Source organism: Rhizobium sp. BK212, assembly GCF_014197475.1.
GTDB lineage: Bacteria > Pseudomonadota > Alphaproteobacteria > Rhizobiales > Rhizobiaceae > Rhizobium > Rhizobium anhuiense.
On sequence record NZ_JACIFS010000016.1, the window covers coordinates 1 to 16,405 of the forward strand.

At 62.2% G+C, this 16,405-nt stretch carries 15 protein-coding genes and 1 tRNA gene; 9 read left to right on the forward strand and 7 right to left on the reverse strand.

Annotated elements, in window-relative coordinates; translation table 11 throughout:
- Nucleotides 1–188 precede the first annotated feature (188 nt).
- Nucleotides 189–407 (reverse strand): hypothetical protein, encoded by a 219-nt coding sequence (locus tag FHT79_RS31195; protein ID WP_028757940.1) that lies wholly within the window; start codon nt 405–407, stop codon nt 189–191.
- A 128-nt stretch (nt 408–535) separates the two neighbouring features.
- Between FHT79_RS31195 and FHT79_RS31200 the strand changes: the two genes are divergently transcribed.
- Together FHT79_RS31200 and FHT79_RS31205 are read left to right on the forward strand one after the other, a co-directional pair.
- Nucleotides 536–1,093 carry a hypothetical protein gene (locus FHT79_RS31200; RefSeq protein WP_028757939.1) on the forward strand — a complete coding sequence of 186 codons (558 nt, stop codon included), beginning with the start codon at nt 536–538 and terminating at the stop codon, nt 1,091–1,093.
- A 124-nt stretch (nt 1,094–1,217) separates the two neighbouring features.
- The gene (locus tag FHT79_RS31205) at nt 1,218–1,550 is read left to right on the forward strand and encodes a metalloregulator ArsR/SmtB family transcription factor (RefSeq protein ID WP_028757938.1); all 333 of its coding nucleotides are present in this window, start codon (nt 1,218–1,220) and stop codon (nt 1,548–1,550) included.
- Between the two features lie 154 nt (nt 1,551–1,704).
- Here FHT79_RS31205 and FHT79_RS31210 read toward each other — a convergent pair.
- Together FHT79_RS31210 and FHT79_RS31215 are read right to left on the reverse strand one after the other, a co-directional pair.
- A tRNA-Ala gene (locus FHT79_RS31210) sits at nt 1,705–1,780 on the reverse strand.
- Nucleotides 1,781–1,930: 150 nt separating this feature from the next.
- Nucleotides 1,931–2,314, reverse strand: coding sequence for a TIGR02300 family protein (locus FHT79_RS31215; RefSeq protein WP_028757937.1), 384 nt, complete (start codon nt 2,312–2,314; stop codon nt 1,931–1,933).
- 276 nt (nt 2,315–2,590) lie between these two features.
- On the opposite strand from FHT79_RS31215, the gene aroA reads away from it, so the two are divergent.
- The 3 genes from aroA to rpsA all read left to right on the forward strand — a co-directional run bounded on the left by aroA (nt 2,591) and on the right by rpsA (nt 6,546).
- The gene (gene aroA / locus FHT79_RS31220; RefSeq protein WP_183904688.1) at nt 2,591–3,949 is read left to right on the forward strand and encodes a 3-phosphoshikimate 1-carboxyvinyltransferase; all 1,359 of its coding nucleotides are present in this window, start codon (nt 2,591–2,593) and stop codon (nt 3,947–3,949) included.
- Nucleotides 3,950–4,022: 73 nt separating this feature from the next.
- The gene (gene cmk, locus FHT79_RS31225; RefSeq protein WP_028757935.1) at nt 4,023–4,670 is read left to right on the forward strand and encodes a (d)CMP kinase; all 648 of its coding nucleotides are present in this window, start codon (nt 4,023–4,025) and stop codon (nt 4,668–4,670) included.
- Between the two features lie 172 nt (nt 4,671–4,842).
- Nucleotides 4,843–6,546, forward strand: a complete 1,704-nt coding sequence (gene rpsA / locus FHT79_RS31230; protein ID WP_028757934.1) for a 30S ribosomal protein S1 — start codon at nt 4,843–4,845, stop codon at nt 6,544–6,546.
- Between the two features lie 76 nt (nt 6,547–6,622).
- On the opposite strand, the gene FHT79_RS31235 is transcribed toward rpsA, so the two are convergent.
- The 3 genes from FHT79_RS31235 to FHT79_RS31245 all read right to left on the reverse strand — a co-directional run bounded on the left by FHT79_RS31235 (nt 6,623) and on the right by FHT79_RS31245 (nt 10,084).
- Nucleotides 6,623–8,167 (reverse strand): hypothetical protein, encoded by a 1,545-nt coding sequence (locus FHT79_RS31235; RefSeq protein WP_183904689.1) that lies wholly within the window; start codon nt 8,165–8,167, stop codon nt 6,623–6,625.
- Nucleotides 8,168–8,393: 226 nt separating this feature from the next.
- Complete coding sequence (locus tag FHT79_RS31240) at nt 8,394–9,020, reverse strand: ribonuclease D (RefSeq protein ID WP_028757150.1); 627 nt, start codon at nt 9,018–9,020, stop codon at nt 8,394–8,396.
- A 254-nt stretch (nt 9,021–9,274) separates the two neighbouring features.
- On the reverse strand, nt 9,275–10,084 hold the full coding sequence (locus tag FHT79_RS31245) for a MerR family transcriptional regulator (RefSeq protein ID WP_028757932.1): 810 nt from the start codon (nt 10,082–10,084) through the stop codon (nt 9,275–9,277).
- Between the two features lie 170 nt (nt 10,085–10,254).
- Here FHT79_RS31245 and FHT79_RS31250 point away from each other — a divergent pair, with 170 nt between their 5' ends.
- The gene (locus FHT79_RS31250; RefSeq protein ID WP_028757931.1) at nt 10,255–11,535 is read left to right on the forward strand and encodes a 4-aminobutyrate--2-oxoglutarate transaminase; all 1,281 of its coding nucleotides are present in this window, start codon (nt 10,255–10,257) and stop codon (nt 11,533–11,535) included.
- Between the two features lie 65 nt (nt 11,536–11,600).
- Complete coding sequence (locus tag FHT79_RS31255) at nt 11,601–13,082, forward strand: NAD-dependent succinate-semialdehyde dehydrogenase (RefSeq protein ID WP_028757930.1); 1,482 nt, start codon at nt 11,601–11,603, stop codon at nt 13,080–13,082.
- Between the two features lie 57 nt (nt 13,083–13,139).
- Here FHT79_RS31255 and FHT79_RS31260 read toward each other — a convergent pair whose 3' ends face one another.
- Nucleotides 13,140–13,349: a SlyX family protein gene (locus FHT79_RS31260; RefSeq protein ID WP_028757154.1), complete on the reverse strand. Its 210-nt coding sequence runs from the start codon at nt 13,347–13,349 to the stop codon at nt 13,140–13,142.
- A gap of 180 nt (nt 13,350–13,529) precedes the next feature.
- Here FHT79_RS31260 and uxaC point away from each other — a divergent pair, with 180 nt between their 5' ends.
- Complete coding sequence (gene uxaC / locus FHT79_RS31265) at nt 13,530–14,945, forward strand: glucuronate isomerase (protein WP_028757929.1); 1,416 nt, start codon at nt 13,530–13,532, stop codon at nt 14,943–14,945.
- Nucleotides 14,942–16,399, forward strand: coding sequence for a mannitol dehydrogenase family protein (locus FHT79_RS31270; protein ID WP_028757928.1), 1,458 nt, complete (start codon nt 14,942–14,944; stop codon nt 16,397–16,399). The genes uxaC and FHT79_RS31270 overlap by 4 nt, the downstream gene beginning before the upstream one ends.
- The last annotated feature ends 6 nt before the right edge of the window (nt 16,400–16,405 follow it).

The window sequence follows — 16,405 nt, forward strand, 5'->3', positions numbered from 1 at the left end:
CCGAGCGGCTGCGCATCACGCCGACCCCGCTGCATTCCGATGCCGATATCGCCCATCTGGTCGAGGCGCTGCATTCGCTCTGGTCGCGCTGTGCATTGGCGCGGATGGTTGCCTGAGCGGGGACCTATCCTCAGCAACTATCGGACACCGCGACAAAAGCCGGGGGTCTTTTGATGGGGATCAAGCGGCTATTCCTCTTCCAGCAGAAGAGCTGTGGCCAGGTAGCCCATGCTTATTGTGCTCGCGAAGAGATACATGAACAGCCCTTGGGCAAGGTAATTCTCAAGAGTGCCTGCCGCGGCGCTGGAAGACAAAAAACCGTTCTGCCAGACCAGGAATCCTGTGGCGCATCCAATTGCAAAGCCCGTGGCCAATCGAGTGAGCATGAAGCTGATCATGCGAGGCATGGCGGCACCTCAGAGTTAGCTCATGCCAACGGCCAGGCCACGAGAATGTTCCGGCCGCGGAGTGATCTTTGTCAACGACTGACGTGGCTGACCGTGCAAAAAGCGGACGGAACCGAGGGACCAAAGCAGTGCATCTCTTCCCTTTCGCAGCCGGCGCTTTTGCGCTTCTCATTTTGCCTGGGCCGACCAACGCGATACTGGCGATGGCCTCTCAGGGTCTGACCGCCGGGCGCGCGGTCATGCTGCTTGGTACGGTGGTCGCCGCCTATCTTGCCATTGTCGTTCCGGCGTCCGGCCTGGCCGGTCCTTTTCTCAACCAGCACCCGCTGGTCGCGCAAGGTGTCAAGCTTGCCTCAGCAACCTGGGTATTCTGCCTCGCGCTACGGCTCTGGGGCTCCGGATCCAGTCCCACCGAGGTTGTGACAGTACGGCAGTTGGCGATCACGACGCTGTTGAATCCCAAGGCGCTTATCATCGGGCTTACGATGATGCCCTCCGCGCAGGAGGTGTCTGGGATAGCCGCCACCGCGGCGCTCGCCTTCGTCGTCCTTTTCGCATCCTTGATCTGGCTGTCGACAGGCAGAATTGTTCTTGGAAGCGAAAAAGAAATGCCGTTGCTGGCCCGGCGATGCGGATCCGCAACCCTGCTGGTGTTCTCGGCCGCGCTGACCCTCAGTGCATTTTGACGGCACCAAGGATACCGCGAATACATCATGCCAAGCGCGGCCTTTTCGCTAGGAGATTTGCGTTAGGTCAATGAGCCTGTCTTGCGCGCCGCTAATGTACATTCGTGTTCAGAGGAGGCAGGCGATGATCGTCAATGACCGTGAACTGGCGGACTATTTTTCCGCGCTCGCCAATGCCAGCCGTTTATCGGTGCTGCGGAGGCTGGCCAAGGGCGAGATCTCAGCCACGGAGCTCGCCACAAGTGTCGGACTCAGCCAGTCGGCGTTATCGCACCATCTGAACGTGCTGAAACGTCAGCAGGTCGTCAAGGCGCGCCGCGAATGGCAAACGATCTACTATTCGCTCGCCAGCCATCGAAGCGAGAAAGCCGTCTCTCTCCTCAACGGCATATTGTTTCCCGACGGACTGCAGACGTCGATGTTCGGCTTCTCGGACTTCTGCCCAGAGGCCGCATGAAGATCGGCGATCGGCCGGAGCCTCGATCCTGCCAAGGGAGCCAGCCGCAGCCTGGCTGTTAGATCCAGGGTTCGATGGTCCGTTTCATTCGGTTGAATGGAACAAAGCCCTACGGGCCACAGCTTTACATTGAAGATCGGTTGGCTAACGAGTTTGGTGGAGCTAAGCGGGATCGAACCGCTGACCTCTTGCATGCCATGCAAGCGCTCTCCCAGCTGAGCTATAGCCCCATCAAGGTGGTCCGGCGCAGGGCCGGTCCTGGGATGCTCCTCAGGGCGTGCCCTGCGGAGTGGCGGCTTATTACTTCCGGTTTCCGGAGATAGCAAGCCTAAAAAATCCGGCCCGGAGAATTTTTTCCTCGCCGGGCCGAAATGCAATCGTCAAACTTCGTCGTCGTCGCCGGTCACGCCGATGATGTCGCTCATGTCATCATCGTCATCGTCTTCGTCAGGCGTGAGGAAGGTATCGTCGTCGTCGTCGCCTTCGATTTCAACATCGTCATCGCCGATATCCGGGATGTCGTCGCCGCCGGCGGCGTCATCGGCATCCTCAAGCGAAACCAGTTCGACTTCGGTGTTTTCAGTATCGACTTCCGCCACCTCGTCTTCCTCGGCAACTTCGGCGATCGCCGAGGTTTCCTCGAAGAAGGACAGAGGGTAGGACTTGCCGGTATAAGGAGAGACGATCGGATCCCGGTTCAGATCATAAAACTTCTTGCCGGTTTCCGGATCGGTACGCTTGGTTCCAAGTTCCGCTTTCGCCACTATAAGCCTCGTGAGAATGACCGAATTCGAGATTCGGCAAATGCCGATCAAGCCGGCGTTCCATCGGAATTTATAAGCCGGTCCCCTTAATCGCTGTGGCTTCCCATGTCAAAGCGAAACTTTATGAACGCCCTGCGGGGTTTTCCCCGCGCCGACGGATGACCGCCCGGCGCGTTTATGTTAACGAGCTGCGGCAGTCGCAGAACCGCGCGAGGATTGCGACCGGCCAAGCGTGTCCTGCTGTAAAAATAGACTGCGTTTGCAAAGGATTGCGCCATGCTTCACGGCTCTGCGCCCAGGCCCGCCACCGCCCGCAAATCCGCCGGCCTTTCCGGCCGCGTCCGCATTCCGGGCGATAAATCGATCTCGCATCGTTCCTTCATGTTCGGCGGGCTTGCTTCCGGGCAAACGCGGATCACCGGCCTGCTCGAAGGCGAGGATGTGATCAATACCGGCCGGGCGATGCAGGCGATGGGCGCCAGGATTCGCAAGCAAGGCGAAGAGTGGGTGATCGAGGGCACCGGCAATGGTGCGCTGCTTGCGCCTGACGCGCCGCTCGATTTCGGCAATGCCGGCACCGGGGTGCGGCTGACCATGGGCCTGGTCGGCACTTACGACTTTCACTCCACCTTCATCGGCGACGCCTCACTTTCGAAACGGCCGATGGGCCGCGTGCTCAATCCGCTGCGCGACATGGGCGTGCAGGTCAGCGCATCGGCGGGCGACAGGCTGCCAGTGACGCTGCGAGGGCCGGGAACCCCAAGCCCGATCCGCTATCGCGTGCCGATGGCCTCCGCCCAGGTGAAATCGGCCGTCCTGCTTGCCGGCCTCAATACGCCTGGCATCACCACGGTCATCGAGCCGGTGATGACACGCGACCATACCGAAAAGATGCTGCAGGGCTTTGGCGCCGCCCTTGCCGTCGAGACCGACGCGGACGGCATCCGCACGATCCGGCTCGAAGGCCGCGGCCGGCTGACGGGCCAGGTGATCGACGTTCCCGGCGATCCGTCTTCCACCGCCTTCCCACTTGTTGCGGCGCTGATCGTGCCCGGCTCCGATATCACCATCGTCAACGTGCTGATGAACCCGACCCGCACGGGGCTGATCCTGACGCTGCAGGAGATGGGAGCCGACATCGAGGTGCTGAATGCGCGTCTTGCCGGCGGCGAGGACGTGGCGGATTTGCGCGTGCGCCATTCCGAGCTGAAGGGTGTGGCCGTTCCCGAAGAACGGGCGCCGTCGATGATCGACGAATATCCGATCCTCGCGGTTGCTGCCTGTTTCGCCGAGGGCACGACCGTGATGAAGGGGCTGGAGGAACTGCGCGTCAAGGAATCCGACCGCCTTTCCGCCGTCGCCGACGGCCTGAAGCTGAATGGCGTCGACCGCGACGAAGGCAAGGATTTTCTGATCGTCCGCGGCCGACCGGACGGCAAGGGCCTCGGCAGCGCTGGAGGTAGCAAGGTCAGCACGCATCTCGACCATCGCATCGCCATGAGCTTCCTTGTCCTGGGGCTTGCATCGGAGCATGCTGTGACGATCGACGACGCAGCGATGATCGCGACCAGCTTTCCGGAATTCATGCAGCTGATGGCCGGCCTTGGAGCAAAGATCGAGGAGGTGCCGCAGTGATGGACCAACGCCTCGCATTTCCGCAAAGACGATCTCATTTGCCGTTCCCATGCGCTGCCGCAGGATTGATCGCATGACAACCAAGACTTTCATCATCGCCATCGATGGCCCGGCGGCTGCCGGCAAGGGCACGCTTTCGCGCCTTGTCGCCGAGCAATACGGCTTCCATCATCTGGATACCGGGCTCACCTATCGCGCCACGGCCAAGGCGCTGCTCGATGCCGGCCTGCCGCTCGACGACGAGGCGGTGGCGGAAAAGATCGCGCGCGAGGTTGAACTCGCCGGACTGGATCGCGATATACTTTCCAAACATGAGATCGGCGAAGCCGCCTCGAAGATTGCCGTCATGCCGGCGGTGCGCCGGGCGCTGGTCGAGGCGCAGCGGCGGTTTTCGGCGAAAGCGCCGGGGACGGTGCTCGACGGGCGCGATATCGGCACGGTCGTCTGCCCCAATGCGCCAGTGAAGCTCTATGTGACGGCGTCGCCCGAGGTTCGCGCGAGACGCCGCTACGACGAGATCCTCGGCAAGGGGACGACGGCGGATTTCGATGCGATTTTCGAGGACGTCAAGCGGCGCGACGAACGCGACATGGGACGGGCCGACAGCCCTTTGAAACCAGCGGTCGATGCGCACTTGCTTGATACGTCGGAAATGAGTATAGAGGCCGCGTTTCATGCCGCTCAATCGATCATCGATGCGGTCTTGAGCCGAAATGCCTAAATTCAAGCGATTTTGCGTGCTCTGAGCACGGATCGCTTCTAATGCAGCAGCCTGAAATTCCGTCCAAGCGCCGGATTGCCTTCGAGAGAGGGCGGACTGGGTTCAGGCCCGTTCAACGCAAACCAACCGGCGCATACGTGTCCGCTTCCGTTTAGGGCACGCAGGAGATTTTATGTCAGTAGCTACCCCCTCCCGCGAGGATTTCGCGGCTCTTCTCGAAGAGTCCTTTGCCAAGAACGACCTGGCCGAAGGCTATGTCACCAAGGGCATCGTCACGGGCATCGAGAAGGACGTCGCCGTTGTCGACGTCGGCCTCAAGGTTGAAGGCCGCATCGCGCTCAAGGAATTCGGCGCACGCGCCAAGGACGGTTCGCTGAAGGTCGGCGACGAAGTCGAAGTTTATGTCGAGCGCATCGAAAACGCGCTTGGCGAAGCCGTTCTGTCGCGCGAGAAGGCTCGCCGCGAAGAAAGCTGGATCAAGCTCGAAGCCAAGTTCGAAGCCGGCGAGCGCGTCGAAGGCGTGATCTTCAACCAGGTCAAGGGCGGCTTCACGGTCGACCTCGACGGTGCGATCGCCTTCCTGCCGCGTTCGCAGGTCGATATCCGCCCGATCCGCGACGTCACTCCGCTGATGCACAACCCGCAGCCCTTCGAAATCCTCAAGATGGACAAGCGCCGCGGCAACATCGTGGTTTCGCGCCGTACGGTTCTGGAAGAATCCCGTGCCGAACAGCGTTCTGAAATCGTTCAGAACCTCGAAGAAGGCCAGGTTGTCGACGGCGTCGTCAAGAACATCACCGATTACGGTGCGTTCGTCGACCTCGGCGGCATCGACGGCCTGCTGCACGTCACCGACATGGCATGGCGCCGTGTGAACCATCCGTCGGAAATCCTGAACATCGGCCAGCAGGTCAAGGTTCAGATCATCCGTATCAACCAGGAAACCCACCGTATCTCGCTCGGCATGAAGCAGCTCGAGAGCGATCCGTGGGATGGCATCCAGGCCAAGTATCCGGAAGGCAAGAAGATTTCCGGTACCGTCACGAACATCACCGACTACGGTGCATTCGTCGAGCTGGAGCCGGGCATCGAAGGCCTGATCCATATCTCGGAAATGTCCTGGACCAAGAAGAACGTTCACCCCGGCAAGATCCTGTCCACGAGCCAGGAAGTCGAAGTCGTCGTTCTCGAAGTCGATCCGTCCAAGCGCCGTATCTCGCTCGGCCTCAAGCAGACGCTGGAAAATCCGTGGGCAGCATTCGCCCGCAGCCATCCGGCCGGCACTGAAGTCGAAGGCGAAGTCAAGAACAAGACCGAATTCGGCCTGTTCATCGGCCTCGACGGCGATGTCGACGGCATGGTGCACCTCTCCGACCTCGACTGGAACCGTCCGGGCGAACAGGTCATCGAGGAGTTCAACAAGGGTGACGTCGTCAAGGCCGTCGTTCTCGACGTCGATGTCGAGAAGGAACGCATCTCGCTCGGCATCAAGCAGCTCGGCAAGGATGCGGTCGGCGAAGCCGCTGCATCGGGCGACCTGCGCAAGAATGCAGTCGTTTCGTGCGAAGTCATCGCAGTCAACGACGGCGGCGTCGAAGTGAAGCTCGTCAACCACGAGGACATCACTTCCTTCATCCGCCGCGCCGACCTCGCTCGCGACCGCGACGAGCAGCGCCCCGAGCGCTTCTCGGTCGGCCAGGTCTTCGATGCCCGCGTCACCAACTTCTCCAAGAAGGACCGCAAGATCATGCTGTCCATCAAGGCTCTGGAGATTGCGGAAGAGAAGGAAGCCGTCGCCCAGTTCGGTTCGTCCGACAGCGGCGCTTCGCTCGGCGACATCCTGGGCGCAGCCCTGAAGAACCGCGGCGGCGAATAAGCCTCGCATCCGCCTCTGAATTGAAGAACCCGCCGGAGCGATCCGGCGGGTTCTTCATTTTCAGGCGATAGAAATCTTATTCCCAGCCGACCATGCGCTGATAGAGCGCATAGACCGGGTCGGCGGCCGTGCCTGCCTGATAAACGGACGGCTCGGCATCGATCATCCTTGGCGTTCTTCGCCCGGGCGCTGCCTCGGTTTCTTCGGCATCAGGCTCGGCATCCTCGCCACCGGACTGCGCCTGCTGCTGATCCTCGGACGCGTCGTCGCGATGGTGCTGATGCTGGTGATGCGTTTCGCCTGCCGTCTCGTTCGGCGGCGTATCCTTGGCGAACTGGTAAGGCAGCTGGGCATAGGCAAACCCCTCCGGCATCTTTGCCGCCAGCGGCATGTAGGAAGCCTCGACGGTCTCGGACATCGGGATGATTTGCGGTTGCGCGGCGATTTCTTTCGGCTGACGGGCGACCGCGACCGCGCTCTCGATATCCATCTGCGAGGCGTGGAGCGCTGCGGATTGGCGAGCATCGGGAGCGACGAATTCGGCCGGCTGCCGGGTCAAGGTCTCGGTCGCATCGCTGAACACGGCGTCATCGAGGATCGTATCGATCTCCACCGCCGCCTCGACGGGGACATCCTCCAGCAGGGCTTCGACGTCCTGCTCGCGGATGATGGTGGCGATCATCTCGGAGGCTTCTCCGGTCATGGAGGCGACAATGCCTGTCCAGTTCTTCGGAATGACAGGATCGACTTTTTCCGATGTCGCGTGGGGTTGGATGGCAGGCGGCGCCGGCGTTTCCTGCGCGTCGTCGGCCGCTGCGGCATTCGTCGACAGCGGTTGCCGGTCTTCGATCTCCTGCGGCGCCGATTTTTTCGGTGCTACCTCGCTTGTCGCCGCCGGGGCGGACTGAGCCCGGTTTGCAGCCTGCGGCGTTTCCGGATCGGCAGCTTCCACAGCTTCGGCGATGACCGCTTCCTCGGCAGTCGCCGAAGTTGCGGCCTCGATCAGCGGATCGGCTTGCACAGGCGCCTTTTCCGCAGGCTGGCGCATGGCGGCAGGCAGGCTGTCCTCATGCAGCTGGATCTCGGGACGGGTTTCGGCGCGCATCGGCGAAGCGTCGTTCTGGCCATAAGAGCGGACGACGGCGCGGGCGGCGAGGTCGCGATCCTTGTAGCGGATGATTTCCAGATAGGCGACGATGCGGGCTGCTTCCGGGCCTGCCGGGTTCTTCAGGGCTTCGGCGATCATCCGCAACGGCAGGCTATGGCCCTCATCGGTCAGCTGGCGCTCGACCTCGTCGATCCTGACAGCCGGTAGCCGCCGGATGGCATCGGCAAGCCGGGAGGCAAAGGCAAGATTGGTCTCGTCCTCGCCGCGATCCAGCGAGATCGAGCGGCCTGCCGCATCGATGACATCGAAAAGCGCTTCGACCATACGCTCGCGCGCGGCCAGAAGCAGAATATTGAGCTTGCCGGCAATGGCGGAATTGAGATCAGCCGCTTCGACGGCGTTGACAGGCGCGGGGGCAATCACTGAACGACCGAGACCACCGGCGACGATCGCCGCAGTCTGGCCTTGGGACGAAAAGCTTGCATTGGACGCTGCACGAACGGGAGTCAACATGGCATGCTCCTTTCGCAAAGTGACGATGAAAGCAGGCTCTATAAAAGGACCGCGCTCATCCGGTCCCCTTGCATCCCAGCAGATCCTCCTGTCCGCATGACGCATTCTCGCGTCATCGAATGCATAAATATTAACTGGAATTTTAGGAAAGAGGCGTTAACGAATCGATAACGGCCGCAGGCAAACATGCCCACGGTCTTTGGTCACCTGTCGAAGAATGAATCGCTCAGCTATGAGCGAAGATATCGGCCTCTTCCCAGCCGAGCAGGTCGAGCTTGGCGCGGGTCGGCAGGAATGCGAAGCAGGCCGTCGCATGGTCGAAGCGGCCGTCGCGGATCAGGCGTTCCGTCAGCTTGTCGCGCAACGCGTGCAGATAAAGCACATCGGAAGCGGCATATTCGAGCTGGGCCGGGGACAGCGTCGCGGCCGCCCAATCGGAAGATTGCTGCGTCTTGGAGATATCGACGTCGAGCATCTCCTTGAGATTGTCCTTGAGGCCGTGGCGATCCGTATAGGTCCGGCTCAGGCGCGAGGCGATCTTGGTGCAGAAAACCGGGTTCGTCGTGACGCCGAAAGTGTGGAATAGTACGGCAATATCGAAACGGCCGTAATGAAAGATCTTCTGATGGGTGGGATCTTCGAGCAGAGCGACGAGATTGGGGGCCTGCTTCTGGCCGGCAGCAATGCGGATAACGTCGGCAGTGCCGTCACCCGGCGAAAGCTGGACGACGCAGAGCCGATCGCGGCGCGGCACCAGGCCGAGCGTTTCGGTGTCGATCGCGACCGCGCCAGTGTAGCGGGCGGCATCGGCCGCGGAAATATCGCCTTCGTGATAACGTATGGTAGCCGCCATGAGACAATCTTTCGTTCGAATGCATCCTCTACAGCGCGGTGCGTCTTTTCAGACGCGCAAAGGACGCTGTAGCGCTTTGAATGGCTGTATAATTTATCCTTAAATCCATGCCGATTTAAGCAATTATGCAGCAGCGCTATAGCGCAAAGGTGCAGAATGCGAAACCGCTTTCCTGCCGCAGAGCCGTCCCGTCCTCTCGGACGCACAAAGGACGCTCTACTCTTTTGATCTTCAATCTCCGCTTCGTGCGGCGGTCAGAATGTCGGCGGCGTGTTGATCCAGAGAATCACGGTTTCACCATCATGGCGATTACGCCAAGAATGGTAACGGCGGCTTTCGAAATAAAGTGAATCGCCTTGGCCAAGATCGAAGAACTGATCGCTGTCGAGCACTAGTTCGAGCCGGCCGGACAGGACATGCATGAATTCTTCGCCCTCGTGGCGATAGGCGCCTTCGCTGGCAGCACCCGGCGCCAGCACGAAACGATGGCAGTCCATCATCCTGCGGCCTTCGGCGAGGAGCTGCACCGTGACGCCGGGCGTCGTTTCCGGCCATGTCCGCCATTCGCCGGCGCGCACCAGCGTCGGCACGTCCGCGCGCTCCTCGCCCGAGAGGCGCGAGACGGTGGTGCCGTAATATTCGGCGAGATCGTGCAGCGTCTTGAAGCTGACGCCCTGCGAGGTGCGCTCCAGCGTCGAGAGCGTCGACGCGGTGACGCCGATGTCGCCGGCGACCTGATCGAGCGTCTTGCCGCTCGCATGGCGCAGGCTGCGCAGCTTGCGGCCGATGCCGGAATCCTGGCTCGCCTCGGCGCCATCGGCGGAAGGTTCCTCGCTCTCCAGCGCCTCCCGGATTGCCGCGGGATTGAGGCCACGTTCGACACGATACCAGGAGATGCGCTTCAGCCGCGCCACATCGTCGGCGCTGTATTGCCGATGGCCGGTTTGCGAACGGTCGGGAACCAGCAGACCCTGGCTTTCCCAGAGGCGCAAGGTCGAGGCCGAAACGCCCGCCAGCCGCGCGGCCTCCGCCACCTTGTAGCGCACAGGTCCGTTGTCACCCATCCGAAATATCCCTGATTCCAATCGCCCGCGAGCATTCATCAAAAGGCGTGATGTTTGAAGCAAAAAATCCCACTTGTTTTCTTGCAGGAAAAATGTAGGAGTTTTCTACATGTCTTGCAGAATTTATGCAAGATAGTTCTCAAGCCCCTTTTCAGCGCAGGAGCGCAACGATGACCGCGACAAGCCTTACGGACCGGAAGAACGCAGCCATTTCACGCGGCGTCGGCATGACGACCCAGATCTATGCCGATCGTGCAGAGAACGCCGAGATCTGGGACAAGGAAGGCCACCGCTACATCGATTTCGCCGCCGGCATCGCCGTTCTCAACACCGGCCACCGCCATCCCCGGGTCATCGCCGCAGTCAAGGACCAGCTCGACCGCTTCACCCATACCTGCCATCAGGTGGTGCCTTACGAAAGCTACGTGCATCTCGCCGAACGGCTGAACGCGCTGGTGCCGGGCAACTTCGAGAAGAAGACGATCTTCGTCACGACGGGCGCCGAAGCGGTCGAGAACGCCGTCAAGATCGCACGTGCGGCAACCGGCCGCTCGGCGGTCATCGCCTTTGGCGGCGGCTTCCACGGCCGCACCTTCATGGGCATGGCGCTGACCGGCAAGGTCGTGCCCTACAAGGTCGGTTTCGGCGCGATGCCGGGCGATGTCTTCCACGTTCCCTTTCCGGTCGAGCTGCACGGCGTCACGGCCGACCAGTCGCTGGCGGCCCTGAAGAAACTCTTCGCCGCCGATGTCGATCCACAGCGCGTCGCGGCCATCATCATCGAGCCGGTCCAGGGTGAAGGCGGTTTCTACCCGGCGCCCGGTGCCTTCATGAAGGCGCTGCGCGAACTCTGCGACCAGCACGGCATCCTGCTGATCGCCGATGAGGTTCAGACCGGTTTTGCCCGCACCGGCAGGATGTTCGCGATGGATCACCACGAGGTGGCGCCCGACCTGACGACGATGGCAAAGAGCCTGGCCGGCGGATTTCCGCTCGCCGCCGTCACCGGCCGCGCCGCCATCATGGATGCGCCGGGGCCGGGCGGGCTCGGCGGCACCTATGGCGGCAATCCGCTGGGGATCGCAGCCGCCCATGCCGTGCTCGACGTCATCAAGGACGAAGATCTCTGCAACCGCGCCAACCAGCTCGGCGGACGGCTGAAGCAGCGACTGGAATCGCTGCGCGAGACGGTGTCCGAGATCGTCGATATCCGCGGGCCGGGCTTCATGAACGCCGTCGAATTCAATGACCGGACGACGGGATTGCCGAGTGCTGATTTCGCCAACCGGGTGCGGCTGATCGCCCTCGACAAGGGGCTGATCCTGCTCACCTGCGGCACCCACGCAAACGTCATCCGCTTCCTGGCGCCGATCACCATCCAGGACGAAATCCTCGGCGAGGCGCTCGACATTCTCGAGGCCTCGATGCTGGAAGCCAGCGCGGCCAGCTAAGCGCGAGGAACCGGATTTCAATGGCTGCCGGCCACCGGCAGCCGCACTCCCCAGGAGGATATGACATGGCTTTCACCACTGCACTGACCAGGCACGTTCCCTTCTCCTCGCCCTTGCTGCGCGATGCCGGCTATATCAACGGCGTCTGGACATCAGGCGATGCCACGAAGACTTTCGACGTGCTCAACCCGGCAACCGGCGAGTTGCTCGCTTCGCTGCCCGATATGGGTGCGGGCGAAACGCGGACGGCGATCGATGCAGCGCATGCCGCCCAGCCGACCTGGGCTGCCCGCCCAGCCAAAGAGCGCAGCGCGCTCCTGCGCAAATGGTTCGACCTGATGGTCGCCAATGCCGACGAGCTCGCGGCGATCTTGACCGCCGAGATGGGCAAGCCGTTCGCGGAAGCGCGCGGCGAGATCCTTTATGCCGCGGCCTATATCGAATGGTATGCGGAAGAGGCCAAGCGCATCTACGGCGAGACGATTCCCGCGCCTTCCCAAGACAAGCGCATGATCGTCATCAGGCAGCCGGTCGGCGTCGTCGGCACGATCACGCCGTGGAATTTCCCGGCGGCGATGATTGCCCGCAAGATCGCGCCGGCACTTGCCGTCGGCTGCACCGCGGTGTCGAAGCCCGCCGAACAGACGCCGCTGACGGCGATCGCCCTTGCCGTGCTCGCCGAGCAGGCCGGTATTCCCCCAGGCGTCTTCAACGTCATCGTCGGCGTCGACGGCCCGGCGATCGGCCGCGAGCTCTGCGGCAATGAAAAGGTGCGCAAGATCAGCTTCACCGGCTCGACGGAAGTCGGCCGCATCCTGATGCGGCAGTGTGCCGACCAGATCAAGAAGGTGAGCCTGGAGCTCGGCGGCAACGCGCCGTTCATCGTCTTCGACGACGCCGACCTCGACGCCGCCGTCGAGGGCGCGATCGCCTCCAAATACCGCAATGCCGGTCAGACCTGCGTCTGCGCCAACCGCCTCTACGTCCAGTCGAACGTCTATGACGCCTTTGCGGCCAAGCTCGCCGCCAAGGTCGCCGAGATGCCGGTCGGCGACGGCTTCGAGCCGGGTGTCTTGATCGGGCCGCTGATCGACGAGCAGGGCCTTGCCAAGGTGGAAGACCATGTCAGCGACGCGCTTGCCAAGGGCGCCAAGGTGCTGATCGGCGGCAAGCGCATTGACGGCGCCGGCACCTTCTTTGCGCCGACGGTACTGACCGGTGTGGCGCGCGGCATGAAGGTGGCGCGCGAGGAAACCTTCGGGCCGGTGGCGCCGCTCTTCCGCTTCGAGACGGTCGAGGACGTCATCGCCCAGGCCAATGATACGGAATTCGGACTTGCCGCCTATTTCTATGCCGGTGACCTGAAGAAGGTCTGGCGTGTAGCGGAAGCGCTGGAATACGGCATGATCGGCATCAATACCGGCCTGATGTCGTCCGAGACGGCGCCCTTTGGCGGCATCAAGCAATCCGGCCTCGGCCGCGAAGGCTCGCGTCACGGCGCCGACGATTATCTGGAAATGAAATATCTCTGCATCGGCGGCGTCTGATCCGGGTCATCTACGATACAAGAAGCACTGGGACACGCGGCATTCAGCCGCGTGTCGTCAATAATGCGGCGGACGGGTGATACCAGGAGCTTCCAGCGACTGCTCCTCCAGCGACAGGAAGCGTTCGGTCAGCCGGTCGAGCTTGGTGCGCATCTGCTCCACCGTCTTCCATTGCTCGGCGAGCTGATCGGAAAGCTCTTCGATCGTCTTTGCCTGGTAAGCCAGCATTTCTTCCAGCCGGGTGATGCGGTTCGTCTCGTCGGACATCGATCCTCCTTTGCCGAAACCGGCAGAACAGATGGTTCTCCCAAAGCGGAAATAGGCCACCTCGTCAATGCTTTCCATGCCCAATGCAGCGATGCGCAAAACTGAACCGTTTGGTTACTAAAAGACCTTGCCGTGCCTGATGTTGTGGGGTAGGCCCTTATCCACCAGGGAGGAATACTGATGGATGCAGGGAACGGCTTTCTTCATCCGGACCGGCTTTTTCCGGCTGATCCGGCAACACGGACCATCGCGCGAGACCTCTACGAGACAGTGCGCAACCTTCCGATCGTCAGCCCGCACGGGCATACCGAACCCTCCTGGTTTGCCGACGACAAGCCCTTCGAAGACGCGGCCTCGCTGCTGGTTATTCCCGATCACTATCTCTTCCGGATGCTGCACAGCGTCGGCGTCACTTTGGACGAACTCGGCGTGCCGCGGCTCGACGGCAAGCCGGTGGCTGAGGGGCGGGCGATCTGGCGGAGCTTTGCCGCGCATTACCATCTCTTCCGCGGGACGCCTTCAAGCATCTGGGTCGACCATGCGATGTCGGCCGTGCTCGGCTGCACCGAGCCGCTGACACCAGACAATGCCGATGCGCTCTACGACCATATCAATGCTCAGCTTGCTCTTCCCGAATTCCGCCCGCGGGCGCTGCATCAGCGATTCGGCATCGAAACGATCGCGACGACCGAAGGCGCGCTCGACCCGCTGGCGCATCACCAGAAGATGGCGGCGGACGGCTGGATCGGCAAGGTGCGCACCACCTACAGGCCGGACAGCGTCACCGATCCCGACGCCGTCGGCTTCCGCGACAATCTCGTCAAGTTCGGAGAGATCACCGGCGCCGACGTAACGCGCTGGGACGGCCTGGTCGAGGCGCATCGCCGCCGGCGCGCCTATTTCCGCCAGTTCGGCGCCACCGCGACCGACCATGGCGTGCCCACCGCCTTTACCGCGGATCTGCCGCTTGCGGAAAAACAGGCGCTGCTCGACAAGGCCTTGAAGGGACCGCTTTCGCCTGCGGACGCCGAACTCTTCCGCGGCCTGATGATGACGGAGATGGCCGGGCTTTCGGCCGAAGACGGCATGGTGATGCAGATCCATGCCGGCTCCCGACGCAATACCGACAGCGGGCTTTTTGCGACGCGCGGCCCCAATATGGGCGCTGATATTCCGACACGCACGGACTGGGTCGGCGGCCTGAATGCGCTGCTTTCCAAATACGGCCATGCGCCGGGGCTCAGAGTGCTGCTCTTCACGCTCGACGAGACGACCTATGCGCGCGAGATGGCGCCGATGGTCGGCCATTGGCCCTGCCTGATGATCGGCCCGCCCTGGTGGTTCCACGACAGCCCGAACGGCATAAGGCGCTATCTCGACCAAGTCGTCGAGACGGCAGGCTTTGCCAATATGGCGGGTTTCAACGATGATACGCGCGCGCTGCTGTCGATCCCAGCGCGGCATGATGTCTGGCGCCGCGAAGTCTGCCGCTTCCTCGCCCAGCTCGCCGCCGAGCACCGGATTTCCAAACGCGACGCCGAGATCGTGGCGGGCGAACTCTCCTATGGCAATGCGAAGGAGGCCTACAAGCTGTGAGCGAACGACTGCAGACCCTTTCCGGCCTCGCCCCGACGGCGAAGCTTCCCGCCTATGACCGCAGCCGGCTGAAGAGCGGCATCCTGCATCTTGGGCCGGGCGCATTCTTCCGCGCGCATTTCGCGCCCTTCACGGAAGATGCGCTCTCGGCCGCGGGCGGTGACTGGGGCATCGATGTGGCAAGCCTGCGCACGCCCGATGTGGCGGATAATCTGACTGCCCAGAATGGCCTCTATACGATGCTGATCCGCGATACGTCAGGTACGACGGCGCAGGTGATCGGGTCGATCCTGAAGGCGCATGTGGCGCCGCGCGATCCGGCCGGCCTGCTGGCGCGGCTCGAAGACCCTGATATCCGCATCGTCAGCATGACGGTGACGGAAAAGGCCTATGGCTTCGATCCTGCGACGGGTGGCCTCGACCTGAAGCATCCCGATATTGTCGCCGACCTTGCCAACCGGCATGCGCCGCGGGGCGTCATCGGTTATCTCGTCGAAGGCCTGGCACGCCGGCGGAAGAAGGGCATAGCGCCCTTTACGCCGCTGAGCTGCGACAACCTGCCGAGCAACGGCGCCGTGCTGAAACGCCTCGTGCTGGAATTCACCTCCCGCATCGATCCCGACCTGCATCGCTGGATCGAAGCGAATGTACCCTTCCCCTCCACGATGGTCGACCGTATCACGCCGGCCAGCACGGACGCGACCTATGCCGATGCAGAGCGGCTGACGGGCCGCACGGATATGGCGGCGATCGAGACCGAACCCTTTACGCAATGGGTCATCGAAGACCATTTCGCCAATGGCCGGCCGGCCTGGGAAAAGGTGCACGGTGCGCTGATGGTCGAAGATGTCTCCGCCTACGAGAAGATGAAGCTGCGGATGCTGAACGGCGCGCATTCGCTGCTCGCCTATCTCGGTTATATCGGCGGCTATGAATTCATCCGCGACGTGATGGACGATGCCGGCCTTGCCGCACTTGCCTACCGGCACATGCATGCGGCCGCGAGAACGCTCGATGCGGTTCCCGGCATCGATCTCGATCACTATGCCAGCGAATTGATAGCACGCTTTGCAAACAAGGCGATCGCCCATCGCACCTATCAGATCGCCATGGACGGCACGCAGAAACTGCCGCAGCGGCTGCTGGAACCGGCCTGCGAGGCACTGGCCCTTGGCGACAGGGCAGAGACCTACGCGATCGCTGTTGCGGCTTGGATGCGCTATGCCATCGGCGAACACGGCAACGGCGATCGCTACGAGTTGCGCGACCCCCGTGCGGCTGAGATCGCCGCCCTCATCGCCGATGTCCCGCGCACCGGTCTGGCGATTTCGGCGGCACTCTTCACCCTTCCTGGACTTTTCCCGGCGGCTTTGACAGGACACCGGGCGTGGACGCAGGATGTCTCCGACAAGCTGGAGATTCTGATCCAGGACGATAGGTTGCCGCTGTTCTAGACTCCC

What these genes read in the sequence shown, in the direction of transcription:
- FHT79_RS31240 (WP_028757150.1), bottom strand. Translation starts at nt 9,020, where the DNA reads ATGGCGGCTACCATACGTTATCACGAAGGCGATATTTCCGCGGCCGAT.
- FHT79_RS31245 (WP_028757932.1), bottom strand. Translation starts at nt 10,084, where the DNA reads ATGGGTGACAACGGACCTGTGCGCTACAAGGTGGCGGAGGCCGCGCGG.
- FHT79_RS31235 (WP_183904689.1), bottom strand. Translation starts at nt 8,167, where the DNA reads ATGTTGACTCCCGTTCGTGCAGCGTCCAATGCAAGCTTTTCGTCCCAA.
- FHT79_RS31205 (WP_028757938.1), top strand. Translation starts at nt 1,218, where the DNA reads ATGATCGTCAATGACCGTGAACTGGCGGACTATTTTTCCGCGCTCGCC.
- rpsA (WP_028757934.1), top strand. Translation starts at nt 4,843, where the DNA reads ATGTCAGTAGCTACCCCCTCCCGCGAGGATTTCGCGGCTCTTCTCGAA.
- uxaC (WP_028757929.1), top strand. Translation starts at nt 13,530, where the DNA reads ATGGATGCAGGGAACGGCTTTCTTCATCCGGACCGGCTTTTTCCGGCT.
- FHT79_RS31255 (WP_028757930.1), top strand. Translation starts at nt 11,601, where the DNA reads ATGGCTTTCACCACTGCACTGACCAGGCACGTTCCCTTCTCCTCGCCC.
- cmk (WP_028757935.1), top strand. Translation starts at nt 4,023, where the DNA reads ATGACAACCAAGACTTTCATCATCGCCATCGATGGCCCGGCGGCTGCC.
- aroA (WP_183904688.1), top strand. Translation starts at nt 2,591, where the DNA reads ATGCTTCACGGCTCTGCGCCCAGGCCCGCCACCGCCCGCAAATCCGCC.
- FHT79_RS31195 (WP_028757940.1), bottom strand. Translation starts at nt 407, where the DNA reads ATGCCTCGCATGATCAGCTTCATGCTCACTCGATTGGCCACGGGCTTT.
- FHT79_RS31250 (WP_028757931.1), top strand. Translation starts at nt 10,255, where the DNA reads ATGACCGCGACAAGCCTTACGGACCGGAAGAACGCAGCCATTTCACGC.
- FHT79_RS31260 (WP_028757154.1), bottom strand. Translation starts at nt 13,349, where the DNA reads ATGTCCGACGAGACGAACCGCATCACCCGGCTGGAAGAAATGCTGGCT.